14 protein-coding genes and 1 pseudogene are annotated in these 17,699 nt (G+C 53.9%); 4 read left to right on the top strand and 11 right to left on the bottom strand.

The annotated features are described in order from the left end of the window. Positions 1–6: 6 nt before the first annotated feature. Together B9A23_RS23365 and B9A23_RS17995 are read right to left on the bottom strand one after the other, a co-directional pair. Positions 7–246: pseudogene (locus tag B9A23_RS23365) on the bottom strand (prolyl oligopeptidase family serine peptidase); the annotation flags it as partial. A gap of 1,136 nt (positions 247–1,382) precedes the next feature. Further along, positions 1,383–1,802, bottom strand: coding sequence for a Ros/MucR family transcriptional regulator (locus B9A23_RS17995; protein ID WP_084280485.1), 420 nt, complete (start codon positions 1,800–1,802; stop codon positions 1,383–1,385). 541 nt (positions 1,803–2,343) lie between these two features. Here B9A23_RS17995 and B9A23_RS18000 point away from each other — a divergent pair. Both B9A23_RS18000 and B9A23_RS23460 read left to right on the top strand, forming a co-directional pair. Next, positions 2,344–2,916 (top strand): hypothetical protein, encoded by a 573-nt coding sequence (locus B9A23_RS18000; protein WP_084280486.1) that lies wholly within the window; start codon positions 2,344–2,346, stop codon positions 2,914–2,916. A gap of 663 nt (positions 2,917–3,579) precedes the next feature. Continuing rightward, entirely contained in the window at positions 3,580–5,892 is a 2,313-nt protein-coding gene (locus tag B9A23_RS23460; protein ID WP_139797544.1) for a right-handed parallel beta-helix repeat-containing protein, read from the top strand. Positions 5,893–5,988: 96 nt separating this feature from the next. Here B9A23_RS23460 and B9A23_RS18010 read toward each other — a convergent pair whose 3' ends face one another. The 3 genes from B9A23_RS18010 to B9A23_RS18020 form a co-directional block, all read right to left on the bottom strand. After that, positions 5,989–7,329, bottom strand: coding sequence for an HlyD family type I secretion periplasmic adaptor subunit (locus tag B9A23_RS18010; RefSeq protein WP_084280489.1), 1,341 nt, complete (start codon positions 7,327–7,329; stop codon positions 5,989–5,991). Then, positions 7,326–9,101, bottom strand: coding sequence for a type I secretion system permease/ATPase (locus tag B9A23_RS18015; RefSeq protein WP_084280490.1), 1,776 nt, complete (start codon positions 9,099–9,101; stop codon positions 7,326–7,328). The genes B9A23_RS18010 and B9A23_RS18015 overlap by 4 nt, the downstream gene beginning before the upstream one ends. A 237-nt stretch (positions 9,102–9,338) precedes the next feature. Further along, entirely contained in the window at positions 9,339–10,406 is a 1,068-nt protein-coding gene (locus tag B9A23_RS18020) for a tyrosine-type recombinase/integrase (protein WP_084280492.1), read from the bottom strand. Positions 10,407–10,979: 573 nt separating this feature from the next. Here B9A23_RS18020 and B9A23_RS18025 point away from each other — a divergent pair. Further along, positions 10,980–11,447 carry a MarR family transcriptional regulator gene (locus tag B9A23_RS18025; RefSeq protein ID WP_084280493.1) on the top strand — a complete coding sequence of 156 codons (468 nt, stop codon included), beginning with the start codon at positions 10,980–10,982 and terminating at the stop codon, positions 11,445–11,447. Position 11,448: 1 nt separating this feature from the next. Here the strand turns inward: B9A23_RS18025 and B9A23_RS22920 are convergent, their stop codons facing one another. From B9A23_RS22920 to B9A23_RS18035, 3 genes are all read right to left on the bottom strand, one after another. Beyond that, positions 11,449–11,625: a hypothetical protein gene (locus tag B9A23_RS22920; protein WP_176218055.1), complete on the bottom strand. Its 177-nt coding sequence runs from the start codon at positions 11,623–11,625 to the stop codon at positions 11,449–11,451. A gap of 34 nt (positions 11,626–11,659) precedes the next feature. After that, positions 11,660–12,136, bottom strand: coding sequence for a helix-turn-helix domain-containing protein (locus tag B9A23_RS18030; protein WP_139797545.1), 477 nt, complete (start codon positions 12,134–12,136; stop codon positions 11,660–11,662). Positions 12,137–12,472: 336 nt separating this feature from the next. Further along, positions 12,473–13,198, bottom strand: a complete 726-nt coding sequence (locus B9A23_RS18035) for a response regulator transcription factor (protein WP_084280496.1) — start codon at positions 13,196–13,198, stop codon at positions 12,473–12,475. A gap of 338 nt (positions 13,199–13,536) precedes the next feature. Here B9A23_RS18035 and B9A23_RS23535 point away from each other — a divergent pair, with 338 nt between their 5' ends. Then, positions 13,537–14,157, top strand: coding sequence for a DUF4402 domain-containing protein (locus tag B9A23_RS23535; RefSeq protein WP_139797546.1), 621 nt, complete (start codon positions 13,537–13,539; stop codon positions 14,155–14,157). 727 nt (positions 14,158–14,884) lie between these two features. Here B9A23_RS23535 and B9A23_RS18045 read toward each other — a convergent pair. From B9A23_RS18045 to B9A23_RS18055, 3 genes are all read right to left on the bottom strand, one after another. Then, a complete protein-coding gene (locus B9A23_RS18045) occupies positions 14,885–15,904 on the bottom strand; it encodes an acyltransferase family protein (protein WP_139797547.1) in 1,020 nt (339 codons plus the stop codon). Between the two features lie 325 nt (positions 15,905–16,229). Then, the gene (locus B9A23_RS18050) at positions 16,230–16,778 is read right to left on the bottom strand and encodes an SH3 domain-containing protein (RefSeq protein WP_254895185.1); all 549 of its coding nucleotides are present in this window, start codon (positions 16,776–16,778) and stop codon (positions 16,230–16,232) included. 328 nt (positions 16,779–17,106) lie between these two features. Continuing rightward, on the bottom strand, positions 17,107–17,589 hold the full coding sequence (locus B9A23_RS18055; RefSeq protein ID WP_084280501.1) for a PilZ domain-containing protein: 483 nt from the start codon (positions 17,587–17,589) through the stop codon (positions 17,107–17,109). Between the last annotated feature and the right edge of the window lie 110 nt (positions 17,590–17,699).

A 17,699-nucleotide genomic window follows, 5' to 3' on the forward strand; every position in this document is an offset into this window, starting at 1 on the left:
GTCTGTTCATTCCCCCAAAAAGGCGAAGATACCGGCGCTTTGCGCAATTGCCTTGTCGGTCGGCTTGCCGAACCCATGGCTTCCCCGCGTTTCCACCCGGATCAGATGCGGCTACGGCCTAACGTCTGCCGCCTGTAGCGCTGCCGTGTACTTAAACGAGTGGCCCGGAACGACCCGGTCAGCCGTATCTGCACTGGTGACGAGGATCGATGGGTAAGGCGTTCCGCTGCGGATGTTGTGATAAGGAAAACGGGGTTCTCCGAAGTATCAGGTCGGTGGCCAAGCGGCCTTAACCGATCCGGTTTCTCGCAACGCGGCCGTCAGGCCGCGAGGAACGTTTCGGCAGCACGCCTTGCCGCAATCGGCTACGTTAGGCTGCCCGAGGGGCTGAACCCCTCAGTGGACAATCCTCATTCGAGGATGACCCGCGCTGCAGGTCAAGGACGCAGGCACAGGTGTGCCGACGTTGGCTGAGCGGCTTGGGCACCGATGCGCGACAGCCGCTGCAGGTCTGGCTAGTGCCCAAACGCCTTGACTGCGATCAATGTGCTACCGGTTTTCACAGCTTTGTAGCGCAGATAGGTAATGAACTTGTCGATCCCGGCATCAAGGATCGCGCAGTTGAGGCCAGCCCTGGCGGCTACCTTAGTGCCTGGCTCCCCGATAGTACTGACGTCTGAACGCGTCGTGTTGTGTAGCTGCAGCTTCTCGACGACGATCACAGCCGTGATTACAACATTCATATCGATCGGAAGGGGTGTGCAGTTGGACGGATCGCAGCGAATTTACGCATAAATCCCATTGGGAAACCCAAGGTTCATACTGCCGTTGTATTTTCAAGAAAGGTCGCAATCGGAGAGAACTTATGGAAAGCAAGGTCGTGCGTGGCATGATAATCGCCGCTCCGCCGGCAATCCTCATGTGGTTGGCGTTAGCCGAAGTTGTCCATTTGGTCGGCTGATCGGCTGTTCGAAATAGCCCGGTCAGCAAAAGGGTGACTGACCGGGCTTAGAGGCACTGCACTGGCAACGTGTGAGCTGCCGGCAGAAAGCGTACGCAGGTCATCGGCATTAGCAACGCCTTTGTTGACTGGAGGCTATTGCCCCTGCAGTTGATCTCTCGTCGAAGGGTCTTTGGCCAAAACTTTGACCTGGAAATGGCAGCAGTGTGGATGAATCCCGGCCGATCACCAAACTCTGCGCGCGCAATGCATCGCAACTCCCAACACACTAGAGCTTACACTTCGCGAGCCAGTGCTGGTTTGCTGATCCATAACGTCAGTGGCAAAATGGCTAGAGAGCCAATGACAAAGGGGATCGGAAGCACCGATCCCCAAAGTCTGCAGAAAGCTGTTGCGTTAGATCTCCAGTGAAGATCAACGTTTACGCTTCTTCCGCCACAGTTGATGGCTTGCGACCAAGCCCGATTTTTTTGGCCAGGTCACGGCGTGTTGCAGCGTAACCCGGCGCAACCATGGGGTAGTCTGCCGGGAGGTTCCAACGCGCGCGGTACTCCTCGGGAGTCATGTTATAAGCAGTAGCCAGATGACGCTTGAGCATTTTCAGCTTTTTCCCGTCTTCCAGGCAAACGATGTAGTCGTTCTTTACCGAGGCGCGGATTGAGACCGCAGGCTCGCGCGTTGGGGCAGGTTCTGGTGCTGCCGGCGCACCGAGCGATGATAGCGCTTTATAGACGTTGCTGATCAGGCTTGAAATGTCCGCAAGGGCCACGCTGTTGTTGCCTACGTGAGCCGAGACAATATCCGCTGTAAGCGTAATCAGATCTTCGTTCTCTTGAGTCATTGCGAACCCTCTTGCATTTTTGATGCTGGCATCAAAAGTCAATTTTCAAACCGCTGTATACATTTCGCACAGGGGGGTAGACAAGCGAAAATGCTACCCAAGCCAGACAGCGCAATTCCGTGAGTTCGTAGCCCCTTATCCGGGCCTCCGACTTAGATCACCGTTGACTGGACTAAAACTTCTTTCGGTCAGCGCGCCCAATTTCTCAAAAGCACTTGAGGGGCATTTTGTCCGTTGCCTAGCACATTTCAGCGACCGTGATGATGAACTCGAGACGTAAGCCATTCTGTGGGCAGCAATCTAAGTTGCATGTGTGACACTTTGCCCGCGAGAAAGTGTCACACATGTCACCAGCCAGCCGCGAAAGTCGAACAGGTGCTTGGCTAATCACAAGACTGCCGCCAATCTGGAGACAAGGCGAACCACGACACAGACCAGGGACAGGATAGGCTGCTCAAGGCGGAGTGTCACGATTGACATTCGACAGGTGATCGGATTTGGGGGATTCACAAGATTCACGGTTTGTGCTCAATACTGATCGATGAGCACAGAATTTGGCTTTGGAGGGCTTGGTGGCCTTTACGACATACTGAGCAAATGCTCAGCACGTCCGCGCTATGCGTTGCTGTTGTTGCAACTCGTAGCCGAACTCGCCGATGGAAATGGTCAAGCTGGACCATTCATCGACACCGGCAGCGAGAAGTTGCTACTGCGGGACTGGCTTAGCATCCAGTTGAATCCGCTCAGTGAGCGATGTGGCAAACGGCCTATCATGGAAGCTCGCATCAAAGCTGAGGCTGCGTCCGCCCTGACGGGGGATGCGGAAGAGGATGCTGCTATGATCCGTCGCAGTATGGAGCAAAGAGCGAGGGTGGTTGGACGGGCAAACGTAAGTCGCAGCATCTCAGACCTGGTCAAGGCCGGCCTCATGACCCGATATTATTCGGGCTATGCTACCGATCACTGTAACAGGGGTGGGGGGCGCCATGCCGTTTATGTGGTCGCGCCCAACGTGCTGCGCCTGTTACGGCCCAATGCGAGGAATGTATCCAAGCGACCATCCCCGCTTGCGCGGCAAGGCGACCTTTTCGATCTTCGCCGAAATCCAGTTTGAGAACAATCACCCAGTTATCAGCGATACGCGCTTACACTGCAGCCCAAACAAGACACCCTCTCGAAATTTGGCGATTGGCTGCCCTTTTGCTGGTGAAACGGCGGGGCCGGGCACCCTAGCTTTCCCAAGGCACGACTACGTTAGCAATATGTTAACCATGCGCAGTCAGAAAGGATCTGATCAGCGAATGTCTCGATAGCTGATAGATTCGGTCAGTCTCGCCTCGGTTGTCCTCTGCCGGGGCGAGATGTCCACATCTTGGTACTCACGTCTCGGACAGCGCTTTCCTGCTATCACCTGGACAGCTTCGGCCATCATCATTGGCGCTGCTTCAAACACATTTCGGGTGGACAACACAGCGCCAGCAATGTCGCCTGCTTGGCTTCAGATGGTTAATGTGCTCGAAAGACTTGATATCTCCACGCAAGCGTTGGGAGTTCTTTCGGAACGCCAAAACAGCGAGCCGCTGAAATGCATGTTTGTCGACACCCCCATGATACCATTGCCGTGCGGATCGAAAATGTTTTTAGAACAGCATTTTAACAGAACGGGAACATACATAACTAACCGTTTACCAGAAAGCAAAGCACCTCTTTAAAGCCTTAATGCGAACTTTCGCAGCAAGCGCAGTCCTATGCGCGCTCAAGAAAGGTCGAAACAAACGTGGCTCTCACTGCAGCTCTTCAAAGCGTCGTAGCCCTTGGCCAGACGATCCCTTTCTCAAGCGCAAAACCGAATACAGTTGTTTGGGTGTCATCATTAGCGCCAAGCGGCGGTGACGGGTCGAGCGAAAGGCCGTTCAATACGATCCAGGCGGGCGTGAACGCAGCCCAAGCTGGCACAGCAGTAATGGTCAAAGCCGGCACCTATGTAGAGAACGTAAAACTTCCGTCGTCTGGGCCAGGCACGTCATCTGCTCCTGTCTGGCTTGTCTCGGCCGATGGAGCGCAATCGGCAAAGATCATTGCAGCTGATCCTGCGAAATCCGTCATTACCGGATTGGGCACGGACAATTTTGTGATCGACGGATTTGAAATCCGTGGAGGCAATCGCGGAATCCAGTTTAGCCAATCAGGTTCGAGCTTCACCAATATGGTGAGCAACATCGTCATCTCCAACAATGTCATTTCCGGTACGAGTGATGACGCGATTAAGATCAGCCAAGGCAATCGCGTCTTTGTCGTCGGCAACACTACAAGCAATACAGGCGGAGAGGGGATCGACTTCCTCGCCGTGAATGATTCAGTGGTAGCCGGCAATGAAGTTTCTGGCGCTCGTGGAGCGGCAGGCATATTTGCGAAGGGCGGGTCCACGAATGTCCTGATGGACGGAAACTATGTCCATGATATCGGCAAGGATGGAATTATCATCGGAGGGTGGACCGAAGATCAGTTTTTCCGTCCTGGCTTCACAGGATATGAAGCAAAGAACGTCGTTGTCTCTGGGAATCAGATCGAGAACATCGGTCAACGCCCTCTCAATGTTCTGGGTGGCCAGTCGTCTGCGGCATTTGGCAATTTCTTTGAGGCAAACCCCAATTATCCCACAGTCATCAACGTCGGTAGCGGATATCCGCAATCGGCGAACGTAGCGTATTCACGGGACATCGACATCTTCGATAACTTCATTAGTCGTGGTTCGAAGTTGATAACGGTGCAATCTGGAAACAACAACGACATTGTTTTTTCGGATAATACGTTGAATCAAATTACCAGTCCTATTTCCTATACGAAGGATGACGTTATCGACGTCGCAGCATTTGCTGGAGCACCGGATCTGCTATCTACGATCCCAGTTGATATTTCGACAGCAGCTGCGTCTTTCAACCTAGATAACCGTCAAGTCAGTGTGACCTATACAGGTTCTGCAACATTCCGGGCGAATGGAAACCACCTTGATAACGTACTTATCGGTGGATCAGGCAATGACATACTTGATGGAAAGCTCGGGGCTGATCGTCTTGTCGGCGGCGCGGGAAATGACAAATACATCGTGGACAATATCAACGATGTTGTAGTCGAACTGCGTGATGGCGGACAGGATATTGTCGAGACCACACTCAACCGCTTTGTGCTCCCGGAGAATGTTGAGGTTCTGACCTTCAAAGGAAACGGTGCCTTCACTGGCGTTGGGAACGACGCTGCTAATACCATCTCAGGCGGTGTCGGTGACGATTTCCTCGATGGCAAGGGGGGGGCGGATCGCCTCTTGGGAGGTGCTGGAAACGATACTTACGTGGTCGACAATACCGCAGACTCGATTGTCGAGTACGCGTCGGGAGGCACAGATACAGTCCTTTCATCAGCCACAGATTACACCCTGGCAAAGTTTGTCGAGAACCTGACGTATCTTGGCGAAGACAACTTCCGAGGGATCGGAAACGACCTCGCAAACACCATTACCGGCGGGATTGGCAACGACGTACTCGATGGTCGTGCTGGCGCAGATACTCTGGTCGGCGGGGCAGGGAACGACGTCTATTACGTGGATGATGCAGGTGATCTGATCGTAGAGAAAGCTGGACAAGGCCTGGACGAGGTTATCTCCAAGATCTCTTACACCCTCCAGTCGAACGTAGAAAACCTGACTTTGACCGGCAAGAACGCCATAGATGCGTTCGGGAACAACTTGGCGAACATTCTCAAGGGCAATGGGGCCAGCAACAAGTTGGATGGTGGTGCAGGGGCCGATATTTTGACCGGTGGGAGCGGGGCGGATACCTTCATCTTCAAGAAAGGTGAGGCCAATGGGGACCGGGTCACAGACTTCTCAGGGGCAGGAAAAGTACTCGGCGATACGCTCATGTTTGTCGGGTACGGAGCAGGTACACTCTCTCAGGTCGGGAAAAGCGACTACTATGTGATCACGCCAGATAGCGCCCATGGTGGAGCGGCGGCTGCCGAAACCATCCATTTGGCAGGCGTCTTCAATCTGGATCTTACCCATGGCCAGAACGACTACAGCTTTGTGATCTAAGGTCGAGCCATTCGTGGACGTGGTATATCGGATTTCAAGGATATTGCGTGCCATTGCAACGAGCATAAAGCTTCGATCGGAACGGCTGTTTGAAATCTAGTCGCCCTTGAAAGCCCGCGATATCTGATCTCGCAGCGGTTTGGTGATGTAAGAAAGCAGTGAGCGGCTGCCAGTGGAGATGAAAACCTCCGCTGGCATCCCGCTGCGTAGCGCAATCCCTTCGCTACGCGTTGCTTTTTTGTCGATGGCGATTCTTACGACATAGAATGGCTCGCGTGACTGTGGGTTCTCAGAGCGATCAGCCGCCAGATAGATCACCCGGCCCGGGATTTCAGGCGTGACGGCTTGGCTGAATGAACTGAAGCGTATGCGTGTCTCTTGTCCAACGCGCACCTGATCGACATCGGTTACCCCAATCGACGCTTCGACAATCATAGCATCGTGGTCCGGGACAATTTCCATTATCGGCTCGGCCGACCGGATCACTTCACCGGTCGCTGAGAACGCCAGCTTCTCTACGGTACCACTGTAAGGCGCTCGTATCTCGCTTCTGGCGTTCTGATCGACTGCCGTTGCTTTGCGCATCCTCTGCTCGTTGAGAACGGCGTTTGTGCGCGCAAGCTCTTCCCCTGCGACAGAGCGTTTGCTCGCCTCCAGCTGTATGATTTGCTCGCGAGTTTCGCTTATCCTTGCACCAATCTGAGATAGTTCTGCCTGTTGGGCAGCAATGCTGCCTTCCAGATCGACCGCTGCCCTTTCCATCTGGTTCGTGCGGCTGATGGTGACTAGACGCCGTTCCCAGAGTTCTCGGACGCTCTTGAGCTCAGGCTCGATCAGATTACGCTGCTTACGCAATGAAGAGATCTGTGCATTGACAGCTCTGATGTTTTGGCCGGCTTGCGCAATGCGTGATTGAAGCTGTGCCCTGAGCTGTATTCGCTCCTGTTGATGTAAGTGGAACAGACGGGCCTCATCAGCCATAGCCTGTTGCGCGCTAGCTGAATTTGCTTGCAAAAGCTCAGCCGGAAAAACCAAGGTGCCTGAACCGGTGCGTTCAGCTTCCAAGCGTGCTTTTTGCGCTAATAACTGCTCGACGGTTAGCGATGAATAGAGCGCGTCCGCGCTTGAAACTTCATTGTCTAACCGAACGAGCAAGTCCCCCTTCTTCACGTGCTGGCCGTTCTTCACCAGTACTTGTGAGACAACGCCGCCCAGAGGATGTGAGATGCGCTTGACGTTCGTTTCGACGCCAACCTGGCCATGTCCGATAACCGCCCCGGACATGGGAACGACTGCCGCAAGGGCGAACAATATCCCGAAGACACCGGCAGATGCCATCAGGGTTTTCCGAAGCAAGGTCGGAGGAGTTTTTACGTCTGCGTCCAACCCACCGAAGCTTGAAGGGAGGGCATGCACAGATGATTGAGTCGCCATCATGCCGCAGCCACCCTCTTCTGACTTTCAGGAAGGTGCGTGGTGATAGGTTTGGCCAAGCCGAGTTTGCTGAGAACCTCATCTCGTTGACCGAACTCGACAACTCGACCGCTATCCATAACGGCGACGTGTGTTGCTGGTGCTAAGGTCGATGGGCGATGTGTGATCATGATCACAATCCCGGAGCGTGCTTTAACTGCTTCGATCGTGGCGGCCAAAGCTGCATCCCCGGCAGCGTCCAGGTTTGAGTTGGCCTCATCCAGGATGAGTATGAAAGGATCACCATATAGGGCTCTGGCAAGGCTCAGCCGCTGGCGCTGACCAATCGAAAGTTCGCCACCATTGGAAGACAAGAAGGTGTCGTATCCGTTTGGCAGGCTCAAGATCGTCTCGTGTATGCCCGCCTCGCTTGCCGCACGTATGATGTCTGCTGCCACGGCCCCAGGCTCGAAGCGGGCTATGTTCTCGCTGACGGTACCATCGAGCAGATCGACGGTCTGGGGCACATAGCCGATCGCCTTGCCAAACACCGCTGGGTCCCACTGATCGTAAGTTGCGCCGCCAACCCGCAGCTCTCCTCGCGCCGGCATCCAGATACCTGCCAAAGCCTTTGCGAGACTGCTCTTGCCCGCTGCGCTGGCCCCAATCACAGCGATCGCTTGGCCAGGTTTCAACTTTAACGTCACTCCACTTACCACAGGGGTCGGGTTGCCAGGCGGTGTCAACCAAACGTCGCGCAGCTCGACTTCACCTGCAGGTCGGGGTAGTTTGGTAGTGCGCGGAGCGGGGGGCTGGAAGGCGGTAAGCGCCTCGGACAGCCGACCCCATCCTGCCTTTGCGGCCGTGACGACGCGCCAGTTTCCGATCAGGGTATCGATGGGGGCAAGAGCACGACCGCTCAGAACCGATGATGCCAGTATGACGCCGCCGCTCGCCTTACCAGAGATGACCAAGAGCGCACCGACTGTGAGCAGCAGGGATTGCAGCAACATGCGTGAGATCTTGCTTGCACTGCCCAACCGCAAAAGCACGCGCGAGAGAACAGATTGGCTGGAGATATAGTCATTTTCGAAGGCGGCGCTGCGCCCAAGCAGGGCGGGTTGCATGCCCAAAGCCGCCGCTGCATCGGAAAAACGGATCTCCTGGAGTGTCGCTGCCGAGCGTGCGCCCAACACGGCGTGGAGGTTGGCAGAGCCTCTTGCAGTTTGCCTGTTCGAATAGATCGCCAATGCAATCATGGCTAACGTGCCGCCTAGAGCGGTCACACCCAGAGCCCAGTGAAGCGATGTGAGAACTAAAAGGAACAAAACCACCCAAGGCAGGTCCATGATAGCCAAAGGAGCTGGGCCAATCAGAAAGCCGTGCAGCTGATCAAAGTCCCGGATGAGCTGAAGTCCGTCTGAATTGCGCGCAATTCCATGTCGTGCCGCGGCGCTGGTCGCATAATGGAGATCGGAGTAAACCTCGGCGTGAATGCCGTTCGCTATGCCCAGCATGGCTTCTCCGCGAACGAACTCAAAGACTGCCTGAAAGCCGTACAGAACTACAAGCATCAGGAAGAGTCCAAGAAGCGTTGGCACGCTGTGGCTTGGGATTACGGAGTCGTAAACGAGCATCATGTATACGGAACCTGAAAAAACTATCAGATTCAGTAGGATGCTGGCCCAAATCACGACGGCGCCGTACTTCCTGTAACGCTGCCAAATGTTTGGAACCGCTAACTTCTCGTAAGAGCCGGAATTGCCAATTGCGAGGCCGGAGGGTGCGCGGCTCATCGAACCGCATCCTGAGCAGCACAAACGCAGGCATTGTTTATCGCGCGGAACATCATGCAGGTGACTCGTCAATCGCTTGATCGCGAGCCTTGATCTACGGTTAGAGCTGTTAAGAGATTCTAAACCCTGTCTGTTACCCCTCCGGTAGGGCTCTTAGCGCGCTGCATTCTGCCCTTCCGTACTTTGAGCCAGTTGCCAGTTGCCAGGAGGCGAACACGGTTCGCCGGGCATGCCGGCTCAGAATTTGCTCACCACTTTAGCAGCCGCATTTGCCTCGACACTGAGGGCCTGCGCGTAGCGTGCCGGCTGTTGCGGGCTTTTCCAGCGTAGAGCCTGCATGATGCCAGCAAGATCCTGACCTGCAGAAAACAGGTCTTGTGTCAGGCCTACTCGTGTTGAATGCGCCGTAAGGCTGCGGCGCCAACTCTCAAACTCGGCGTGCTCGAGATTGCCCAGAAAGCCGGCATCACGTGCCCGATCCAACATGGACCTGTAAATGAGCGTCACAGACTGTGCCGACAGTTGGGCTCCTACCGTCCAAACATCTTGGCCAGACTTCTCTCGGGCTTTATGCACCCTCCTGAAAACCGGCCCATCATTGCCAGAAACATCCCGCCATTGTCTGAGCGCTTCCATGGATCGTTGAGACAGATAGGCGAATGTGCCTGCTCCCTCTTGGTCCGACTTGCTACGCGGGATGAACAGGCGCCCTGCGCCTGACGATCCCTTCTCAATATGCACCCAGCGAATGGCGATGATTTCGCTACGCCGCAGTCCGGTATCGAAAGCAACTGACAGAATTGCGCGATCACGCTGACCTTGGATAGTTTGCGGGCAAGCGCTGAGCATGGCTTCCACGCAGACGCCAACTGGACCTGTTGCAATGAGAGGATCTGAAACTTCACCCTTGAATCGAAGGCCTTTTGCCTGCCTTTGGCGCACGCCCAAGGCGCGCCGCTGAGCCTTCAATTCAAGGCGGACCCGTTCTGACTTGGTGGGATCTGGCAGGTTTGCCATCAAATGCGCACGCGCGATGGAGCTTGCATATCGCGATAACGTCGCTGCTTTCTTGCCGAGCTCAGCTTGTGATTGCAGGAAAGTGGCGATGGCATCCGGTTCGGCCGGTAATGATTTCATCTGCATGCTGGTGGCCCAATCAGCAAACACTTTTAGATCCGCACGCAAAGCCCGCCATGAGTTTGCGCTCATCGCACGACGTGCGACATCCAGAAGGGCATCATCGATAACCGCATCATTACGATTGGCGTGTGTCAGCGAAACTGGAAGATCGAGCGGTGTCTGCATGATTGAAACATGCCCCCTCGACGCTCAAACTGCAAGCGCACTAGTGATAGGAGGTATTATCGCTAGTGCGATTTCGACCTGTTTTCTGATGGCTTGTTAATTGGAGGATTCATCTTGCTGCTATCGGCACGCCTGCACATACGGTTGGTCCAAGTTCGCTCATAAAGGGAAAAGACTTTGCAAGAGCATTATTGAAATTGATGTTAGTATCTGTCTTGGGCACTTCTCGTTGAGAGCGCTATCTCCTAGCATTAAATCAAGCATATTTGGATATATGGCGGATGTATTTTTATTTCCCCCTTCGTCCATTTAATGCTTGTCGCAAGGATCAAGCGCCCTTTCTCAGAAGGGAGAATTTTACAGATAGTTTTCAGTCACTTTCTTATTGATCGTACTGAGGCGGAAGTCCTAAGCGGCTATTGAAATTAATCGTAAAAGCTGTCAATTAGGTCAGGTCCCGGGGAGATTAATTGAAATGAAGTGCAAAGTTTTCTAGTTTGACATTGCGCAATGCAAGGAGGAATCTTCGGCTCTAACTTTTCTGAGATCTGTCAATTGTTGCTGGGGGCATAAATGGATCAAATCGAGAGGATACAGATTGCCAATGCTAGCCGTTTATTGACGAAGCTTCTGGAATCGCAAGAGAAAAGAGAAACGCGCGACGCTAATCGGCAAAGAGTCGCGTTAGCTGCAGCCAGAGGTTTGCGCTCCAACTTGGTCGAACGTGAAAAGTTGCTTCCGTTCATGCCGGCTACTAGTCCGGGCTGGCGGATACTTCTTGAATTGTTCATCGCTGAGGGTGAGCACCAGCAGATCAGCGTTACGGATATAGCGGTTGTTGCCCAGTTGCCGGGCGCTACGGTGATCCGGTGGCTCCGCCTTTTGGAACAGCACGGGTTGCTGAGCCGGCGTCCAGACGCTTTTGACAAGCGCCGCACCTGGCTGGAGTTAACCCCGAATGGATCGGGTGTGGTCTTGGCGATAGTGCAGGATGTCGCAGCCAAGGTTGCGCCCGCAATCGATATCGCTTCTTTTGGGTAATTCAGAGTTTGCGGATTGTCGCTGCGTCTTTTTCCCGAGTGTGAGCATCAATCAACTCCAGCGTTGATGCCACTTGGGCAGCCTCAAACCACAAGCCGGCGTTATCCAACTCGACAATAATCTCTCTTAGCTTCTGGATCGTTGCCAGCAAGGCGCGGGCTCTCGTTTGAGAGTTCACGGTTCACCTGCGCCGGTGAAGATTGAAGTGCCTTTCAAGCGGCCTCGCTTACTTTGTTGGTGTCTGTGTAACTCTTGGCCTTCTGGCGGGCGAAGAACACCTCTACCTTCTTCCAAGCTTCATTCGTTAGCGAGATCCAGGTGCGACGCCCGTCGAGCGGATCGGCAGTTCTCACCAACATTTCATTGGCACTGAGAACATTTAGCCAGCGGATCACAGTGGCAGCCGATATTCCCGTGGCGTAGGAAACGTCTGTTATGCTCATGCGGGTCTGCGAGCATTTGGATAGATACAGCGTGACAATAACGTCCCAGCAATGCTCGCTCGATAGTTCAACACCGAACATCCGACGCCGAAGTGCTCGCAAGGCGAGATGGTCTTGCGCAAGGGCTGCATAGTCTGAACGGCCGGACGACATCGCAGACACTGCTTTTGGGCAGTTATCTCGATCAAAATAGCTTTGCAAAACAGCCAGCGCGTGAAGCGCCTGCGATGTATCCAATTGTTCCACGATACTGCGTCCCTGTCTGTGCCCCCTTCCCGAACATGGGCGCCCATAGTGCAAGCCGAGGCTGTTTGACAGCGCAATCAGCAAACGATTGCGAATTTTATTGATTAGTGCATGGTAGTTTCTGCAGAAACTATTGAGAAAGCTGGATTTAAGTTAAGGTAACGCAATCAGTAGCATTTCACTTGGTGAAATTTCTCCGATAATGAGCCTTTTGGCTGGGTAGAATCCAGCAATTTCTCGGGTTTGTTGGCCCAGCCTTCGTATACGAAAAAGGCCGCCGCATCTAACAGATGCGGCGGCCGATTCGTGGGCGAATATCTGCAACTGTGGTATCGATCACAGCATTCCGTCAGCCTCGAGCTTAAAGCGGATTGCATCGGCAGACGTTTTGGCACCAAGCTTCCCCATCATCTTCATGCGATGAATTTCTACAGTGCGGGGGCTAATAGACATGAGTCGCGCCATCTCCTTGTTGGAGTGCCCTGCGGCAAGATGGGTCAACACTTCGCTTTCTCGAGGGGAAAGCATCGCGATTGACATCTTGGCGCGGGTCTGACGCTGGCGCGCCATTATGAGGACCATGCCGTCATGCGCGGCCTTTTGCAGCTTTGCACTTACAACGGTTGGCTGCCAATCACCGACATAATAGTCCAGAATGCCATTCTTCACACCCTCGACGATAATGTCGCAGCTGATGGCCTCTGCAAACCCAACGACAGGCAACCAAAGTCCGTGCGACTGCAAAGCATCGAGCAGAGCTTGGACACTGCCAGTGCCATCTTCGCGGCTCATGATGATGCCTTTCTCAGGAGCATGCATGCACAGCTCGTGGACGTCGCTATAGACTTCGGCATGATGGCCCATCGCGAAGATGGACCTTGCCGTTGACGCGCGCTCCAGCTGGTTCTCGACAACGACGTGGATATGCAGGCGCTCGAACGCTTTTGCACCGTCGTCAAGATTGTGGCGCACGGCAAGTTCCCTCCCGCTGAGCAACTTTGCGATAATAGCGCGGTCAGCGATTTTGGCGCCGTTTGCACTTGCTGCACCGAGATTAGCCATGATGAGTCCCCCTTAACATATTCGTCCGACCCCGTGAGGTCTACGTAAGGGATCATGGAGGTTTGAGGTTAACGGCCATCCTGTGGTACGGGTACGATCATATACTAAGGGTTTTTAACTATGTTGAGGTCGTTGGGCTCTTGAAAATGGCAGAAAAGTGCGCGTACTGGACCTCGTGCTACTTGCATTGAAGGCGTCCTACGCGAGAAGTCCGGCGGATAATACCTTAATGGTTTCATACTGTTAACCTCATCGTTTGACCAAAAACATGCAGCCCGCACAAAGTGTTAGAGGGGGAGAGACGGGATGGATCTGGCGCTGAGCAACCGGTCGCGGACATGGTTTGCAAGCTGATTAGGCATGCGTGCCTACGGCCTCGCGCGACGCCGCCTCTGAGCGTCATACGAAGGTCTATCTGCCTTGCCAGCGGGTGGACGCTTGTCTGGGGCAGCGTGGAGGCCAATGCCCAGACGCTCCCATTTTTACGTAATGGAGAGTTAAGCGTCAAAGAAGAGTCTCCGTTAAGCTTCGGCAGCTTCGTGGTCATGACCTCGGGCACGCGGACGATAAGGCCAGACGGGGCCTTGGCTGACATTGGAATAATACCTGTCTCGGGCTCTGTTATACGTCCCGCTCAGTTCAAGGTCACTTACGATAGAGGCAGCCCAAGCCGTCAACCGCTGGACATCGAAATTGCGGTTGCCCTTCCCCGATCATTGAACTTCAACCAAGAGGGTCTCGTCGCCAGTTTGGCTGCGCTCCAAACTGACCTGTCCACGCAAGGTGGCAACTCAGGTTTTGTATTGCGGATAGCACGTTGCCAGACGCGGCTTTGCTCGGCTTCCTTTCGGGTAGGCGGCAGTCTGACCGTGAGTCAGGCCCGAGGAAGTGGCAACATAACAATATCCCTGCCGGTTACCGCAACTATAGCCTCGCTGGGTGGATCACAGGGAATGTAGCTGTCGGACAGCGATCGCTAGAGACGGTGGATCATAAAGCCAGTACGCGCCGCACTGCGCTCAATCGGAACTTGAGATTACAAGACAACGGCCTGCCTCGTCACTAGGGTCGGTGCAACCCAGTTTTGTTTCTCAGCAAAGCGCGCTGACATGCTGTTCAGTGCCGTGAGAGGTTCCAGCATGCCAATCAGACAAAGCCGGTGCCCAATAATGGAACATCGCCAGCTCGGGGACCCCGTAGGCGACTTAGCAGTTCGTGCTTAACATGATCCGTAGCCACGCGGACTTGTGCGTCGCAAGCCGGAGGATACGGTCGCCAGATGTTGGAGAACCGCAAACGTCTTGCAAGCAAGAGCGCTGTTAAGGTCGCTTGCGCGCTATCGGCAAGTTATGTGGCAGCAGCATCGGCTAATAGCATAGCTGCGAGTAGCTCAGGAGCAGCTACTGCCGAGATCGTTGACCCTGTTCGTATTTCGGTTGAGCTTGCGTCGCCAACGAAGGGTAAAACCACTGTGACTGAGGCTTGCAGTAACGACGGTTGTGAGGCTCCATTGAGTGTGTCTCATTCAATGCAGTGGTCGGAAGTTCGCTCGCCGACAACCGGCAAGTTTCACGAGCAAGTGGTGATATCTCTCGAGTAGATAGAACAGTATACGAGAAATCTGTGGCTATAAAAACGATGCTTTGGACTATGCAGGAAATGCATCGCAGTGTCTGCTAGACCTAATCAATACCCGATCAGCAACCTACTGTTCTTGCCTAACACCTTCTTTGCCAGGAGCGCTATCGCTGCGCATAAAAATGTAATGGTAATTGTCGCCAAAAAGTACAGTGGCCAGTTCTCGTCATTATACCCAACCTTTTTCTCGTATGCATCTATCACCCTGAGGAACCAGGGATGAATGAAGAAGATCGCGAAACTGACGGCAGCGAGCGTATCAATAACCCACCAGTTTCTGTCTTCGAACTTGTGCAGAAACGTCATCAGGAAAAACGCCAGTGCAGCCTTTTGCAAAAGCATGAGGTCAAGGCCGCCCCATTCAAATGCGGGCTTGTGAAAATTTCCACTGTATCCAAGAACCGTCTGGGTTAGCAGAATGGCAGCGAAGGCTGAGAACGGCAGCCATTCCCTCCCCTCAAACTTTGCGTAAATCGCCTGCTTGTTGATTGAACACCAGATTCCAAGGAAATAGGGTCCAATCGCGTAAGCCACGTTCTGGATCAAATTTATGTTGCTCACAGGCCGGTGCATCAGCGCCGATATGCCATAGAACACCACAATAAGGGCGAGTTGCACGCCATTTGGCAGCCGGATAAAGAGCATGTGCAGCGGTGATATCAAAAAAGTACAAAATATGAATGGAACGTACCAGTAGGCAGTGAGAACGCGGCCTGTGACAAAGTATTTCACGTAGGGCGTCAGCCAGCCTTCGACTAGCCCATTCCCACTTGGCGCAAAATACTCTGAAAAATGACGTCCAGAGATGATCGTAATGATTATTGCAATAGTGCTTAATACTACATAGGGAACCAGGACTTTCAACGCCTTGCCTTTTACAAACTTGGCGTAGTCGAATTTCTTGTAAAATACGTGATGGAAGAGAAAACCGGATAAAAATACGAAGGTCGTCGTTGCGCCGTTCACGAAATTTCCGGCCAGACGCTCTCCAAAAGTGTCGAACTGTATGTTCGATATTTCGAAGGTATGGCCGGCAACGACGAGCAGGATCACCAGCCCTCGAAACATGTTGAGCGAATTGACAAACACTCGACTTCCAGCCCCTCACTGCCTCCGAAACGCAGCCATGATCCGTCACGATCGGACAGGGCTCTCGACGGCGTGGCGCTAACCTTAGTTAGGACACCAGCCATTGCCAAGGCCGTACCGTGACCACATGTCCCAAAATGACAATGTCTGCGAGGGATCAGAAGAGGCGGGCCGGCGGGCCGACTATTGTTTCTTGTGCAGGAGAAGGTTGCTTTGCTGAACTTCTAGTCAGCGCTGCTCCGACTCAATCAAGGCAAAAGCAGTGTGTATCAGCGTGCCTGCGCCCGAAGCCCATCAAACCACTCTATGGTTTAGCTGGCTTTGTGACCAAACGGGAATGAACGTAACCTTTGCGCCCATCCTCTAGTTCAACCGCGTACCAGCGCCCCTCTTTGCTTCTAATGGTCAGTGGCTCTCCGCTTTCGAGCAAGCCCAGACGCTTCTGGGTAATGCTTGCGCCGCTCCTGAAGTTGGCGCCTCCCTCGATCTGGGCGATCTTGGCAACCGCTTTTTCTGATTTCTGCTTTGCCTGAGGTTCTTTGAAGGACGATGCAGGCGGAAGGCTTGCAATGTCGGCCACCTCGGATTGCTTCGAGGGGGGAGCTGATACTTCCCTGGCGGCCTCGATGGGTACTGTGCTTGGTACTACACGGGCCTCTGCAACTGCTGATGCCTCGGACATCTCGAAAAGAGGCGGCTCAGCAACCGGCATTTCCAGCCTGACAACACCACCGCCTAAGGCGTCATGTCCAGAGGTGCTATAGAGATCGCGCTGCAACAACGTGATCGAGGCCGCCGCCGTCACACCGATAAGCGCTACGACCGCAATTGCTACGCGTCCCCTTGGCGTCACTGACAACTTCACCCCCTGCAGCCATCTGTGGGGGCGCACTATCATGGTTAATGGCCGACAGGAAGTCGTGAGATAGTGATTTCACTTAGGTCGCCAAGCAAGCGCGAGAAGTCTGCTGTGCGCACATAGTAAACCTTTTTCCGATTACCGGACCCAAAGGCAAAAGCGTTTATTCGCATATGTTTAGGAACTGCGAACTGCGACTCCTGGTGTCGCTAGCGGTTGGCGCAGGCTATGACGGCATTATCACCCCAAAGAGGGAAGTCGCACCTTGAACGTGCGACCGACGAGATTTCAAGCGGTTTTCCGCAGAAATCTGCCGGCATTGTTATGCGAGAAAACTGCGGCCCAAAAGGACGCCGCCAATCAGGCTTGCCCACGATACGATGGCAAGCGCTGCGATGATAAGCACCTTCGTACGGGTCGAGAATTGTGCTTCAGCCTGCTCGCGCTTTACTTCAGGTGCCGCAAAAAGCGTTATCACCTGGGTTCCACTAAAAGCGAGGGCGAGTTCTTCCGCATTGAGTGTTCGATCAAATTCAATGCCGTAGTCATCCAGGCGATTGTTGACGACTCGGCCCTTCACCGATCCGGCGCCACCCAAACCGACAACCACTTCGGTGCCCATCGGGATGGGCTTATTGGAGGTGACGCGACATCCTTGTGCAGAGATATCACACACTTCGACGATGATTTCTGCCCTGATCTCGGTAAGGCGCACGGAGCTCTGCTTGCCGACTTCCTTCCGGAGGCCTTCACGCCGGTCAGTGCTAACCGAGTGGCGCACCGATTGACTAACACCCTTCGCCATACTGAGCTTTCCCCTGAATTCTCGATTCAGTGATGACAGCTAGGGGTTAAAATACCTCTACCAAACCATTCGTATCACACGGAAATATAAGGCAATAAGGTGAACCGCAG

Origin of the sequence: Novosphingobium sp. B1 (assembly GCF_900176395.1) — a bacterium.
Taxonomy (GTDB): Bacteria; Pseudomonadota; Alphaproteobacteria; order Sphingomonadales; family Sphingomonadaceae; genus Novosphingobium.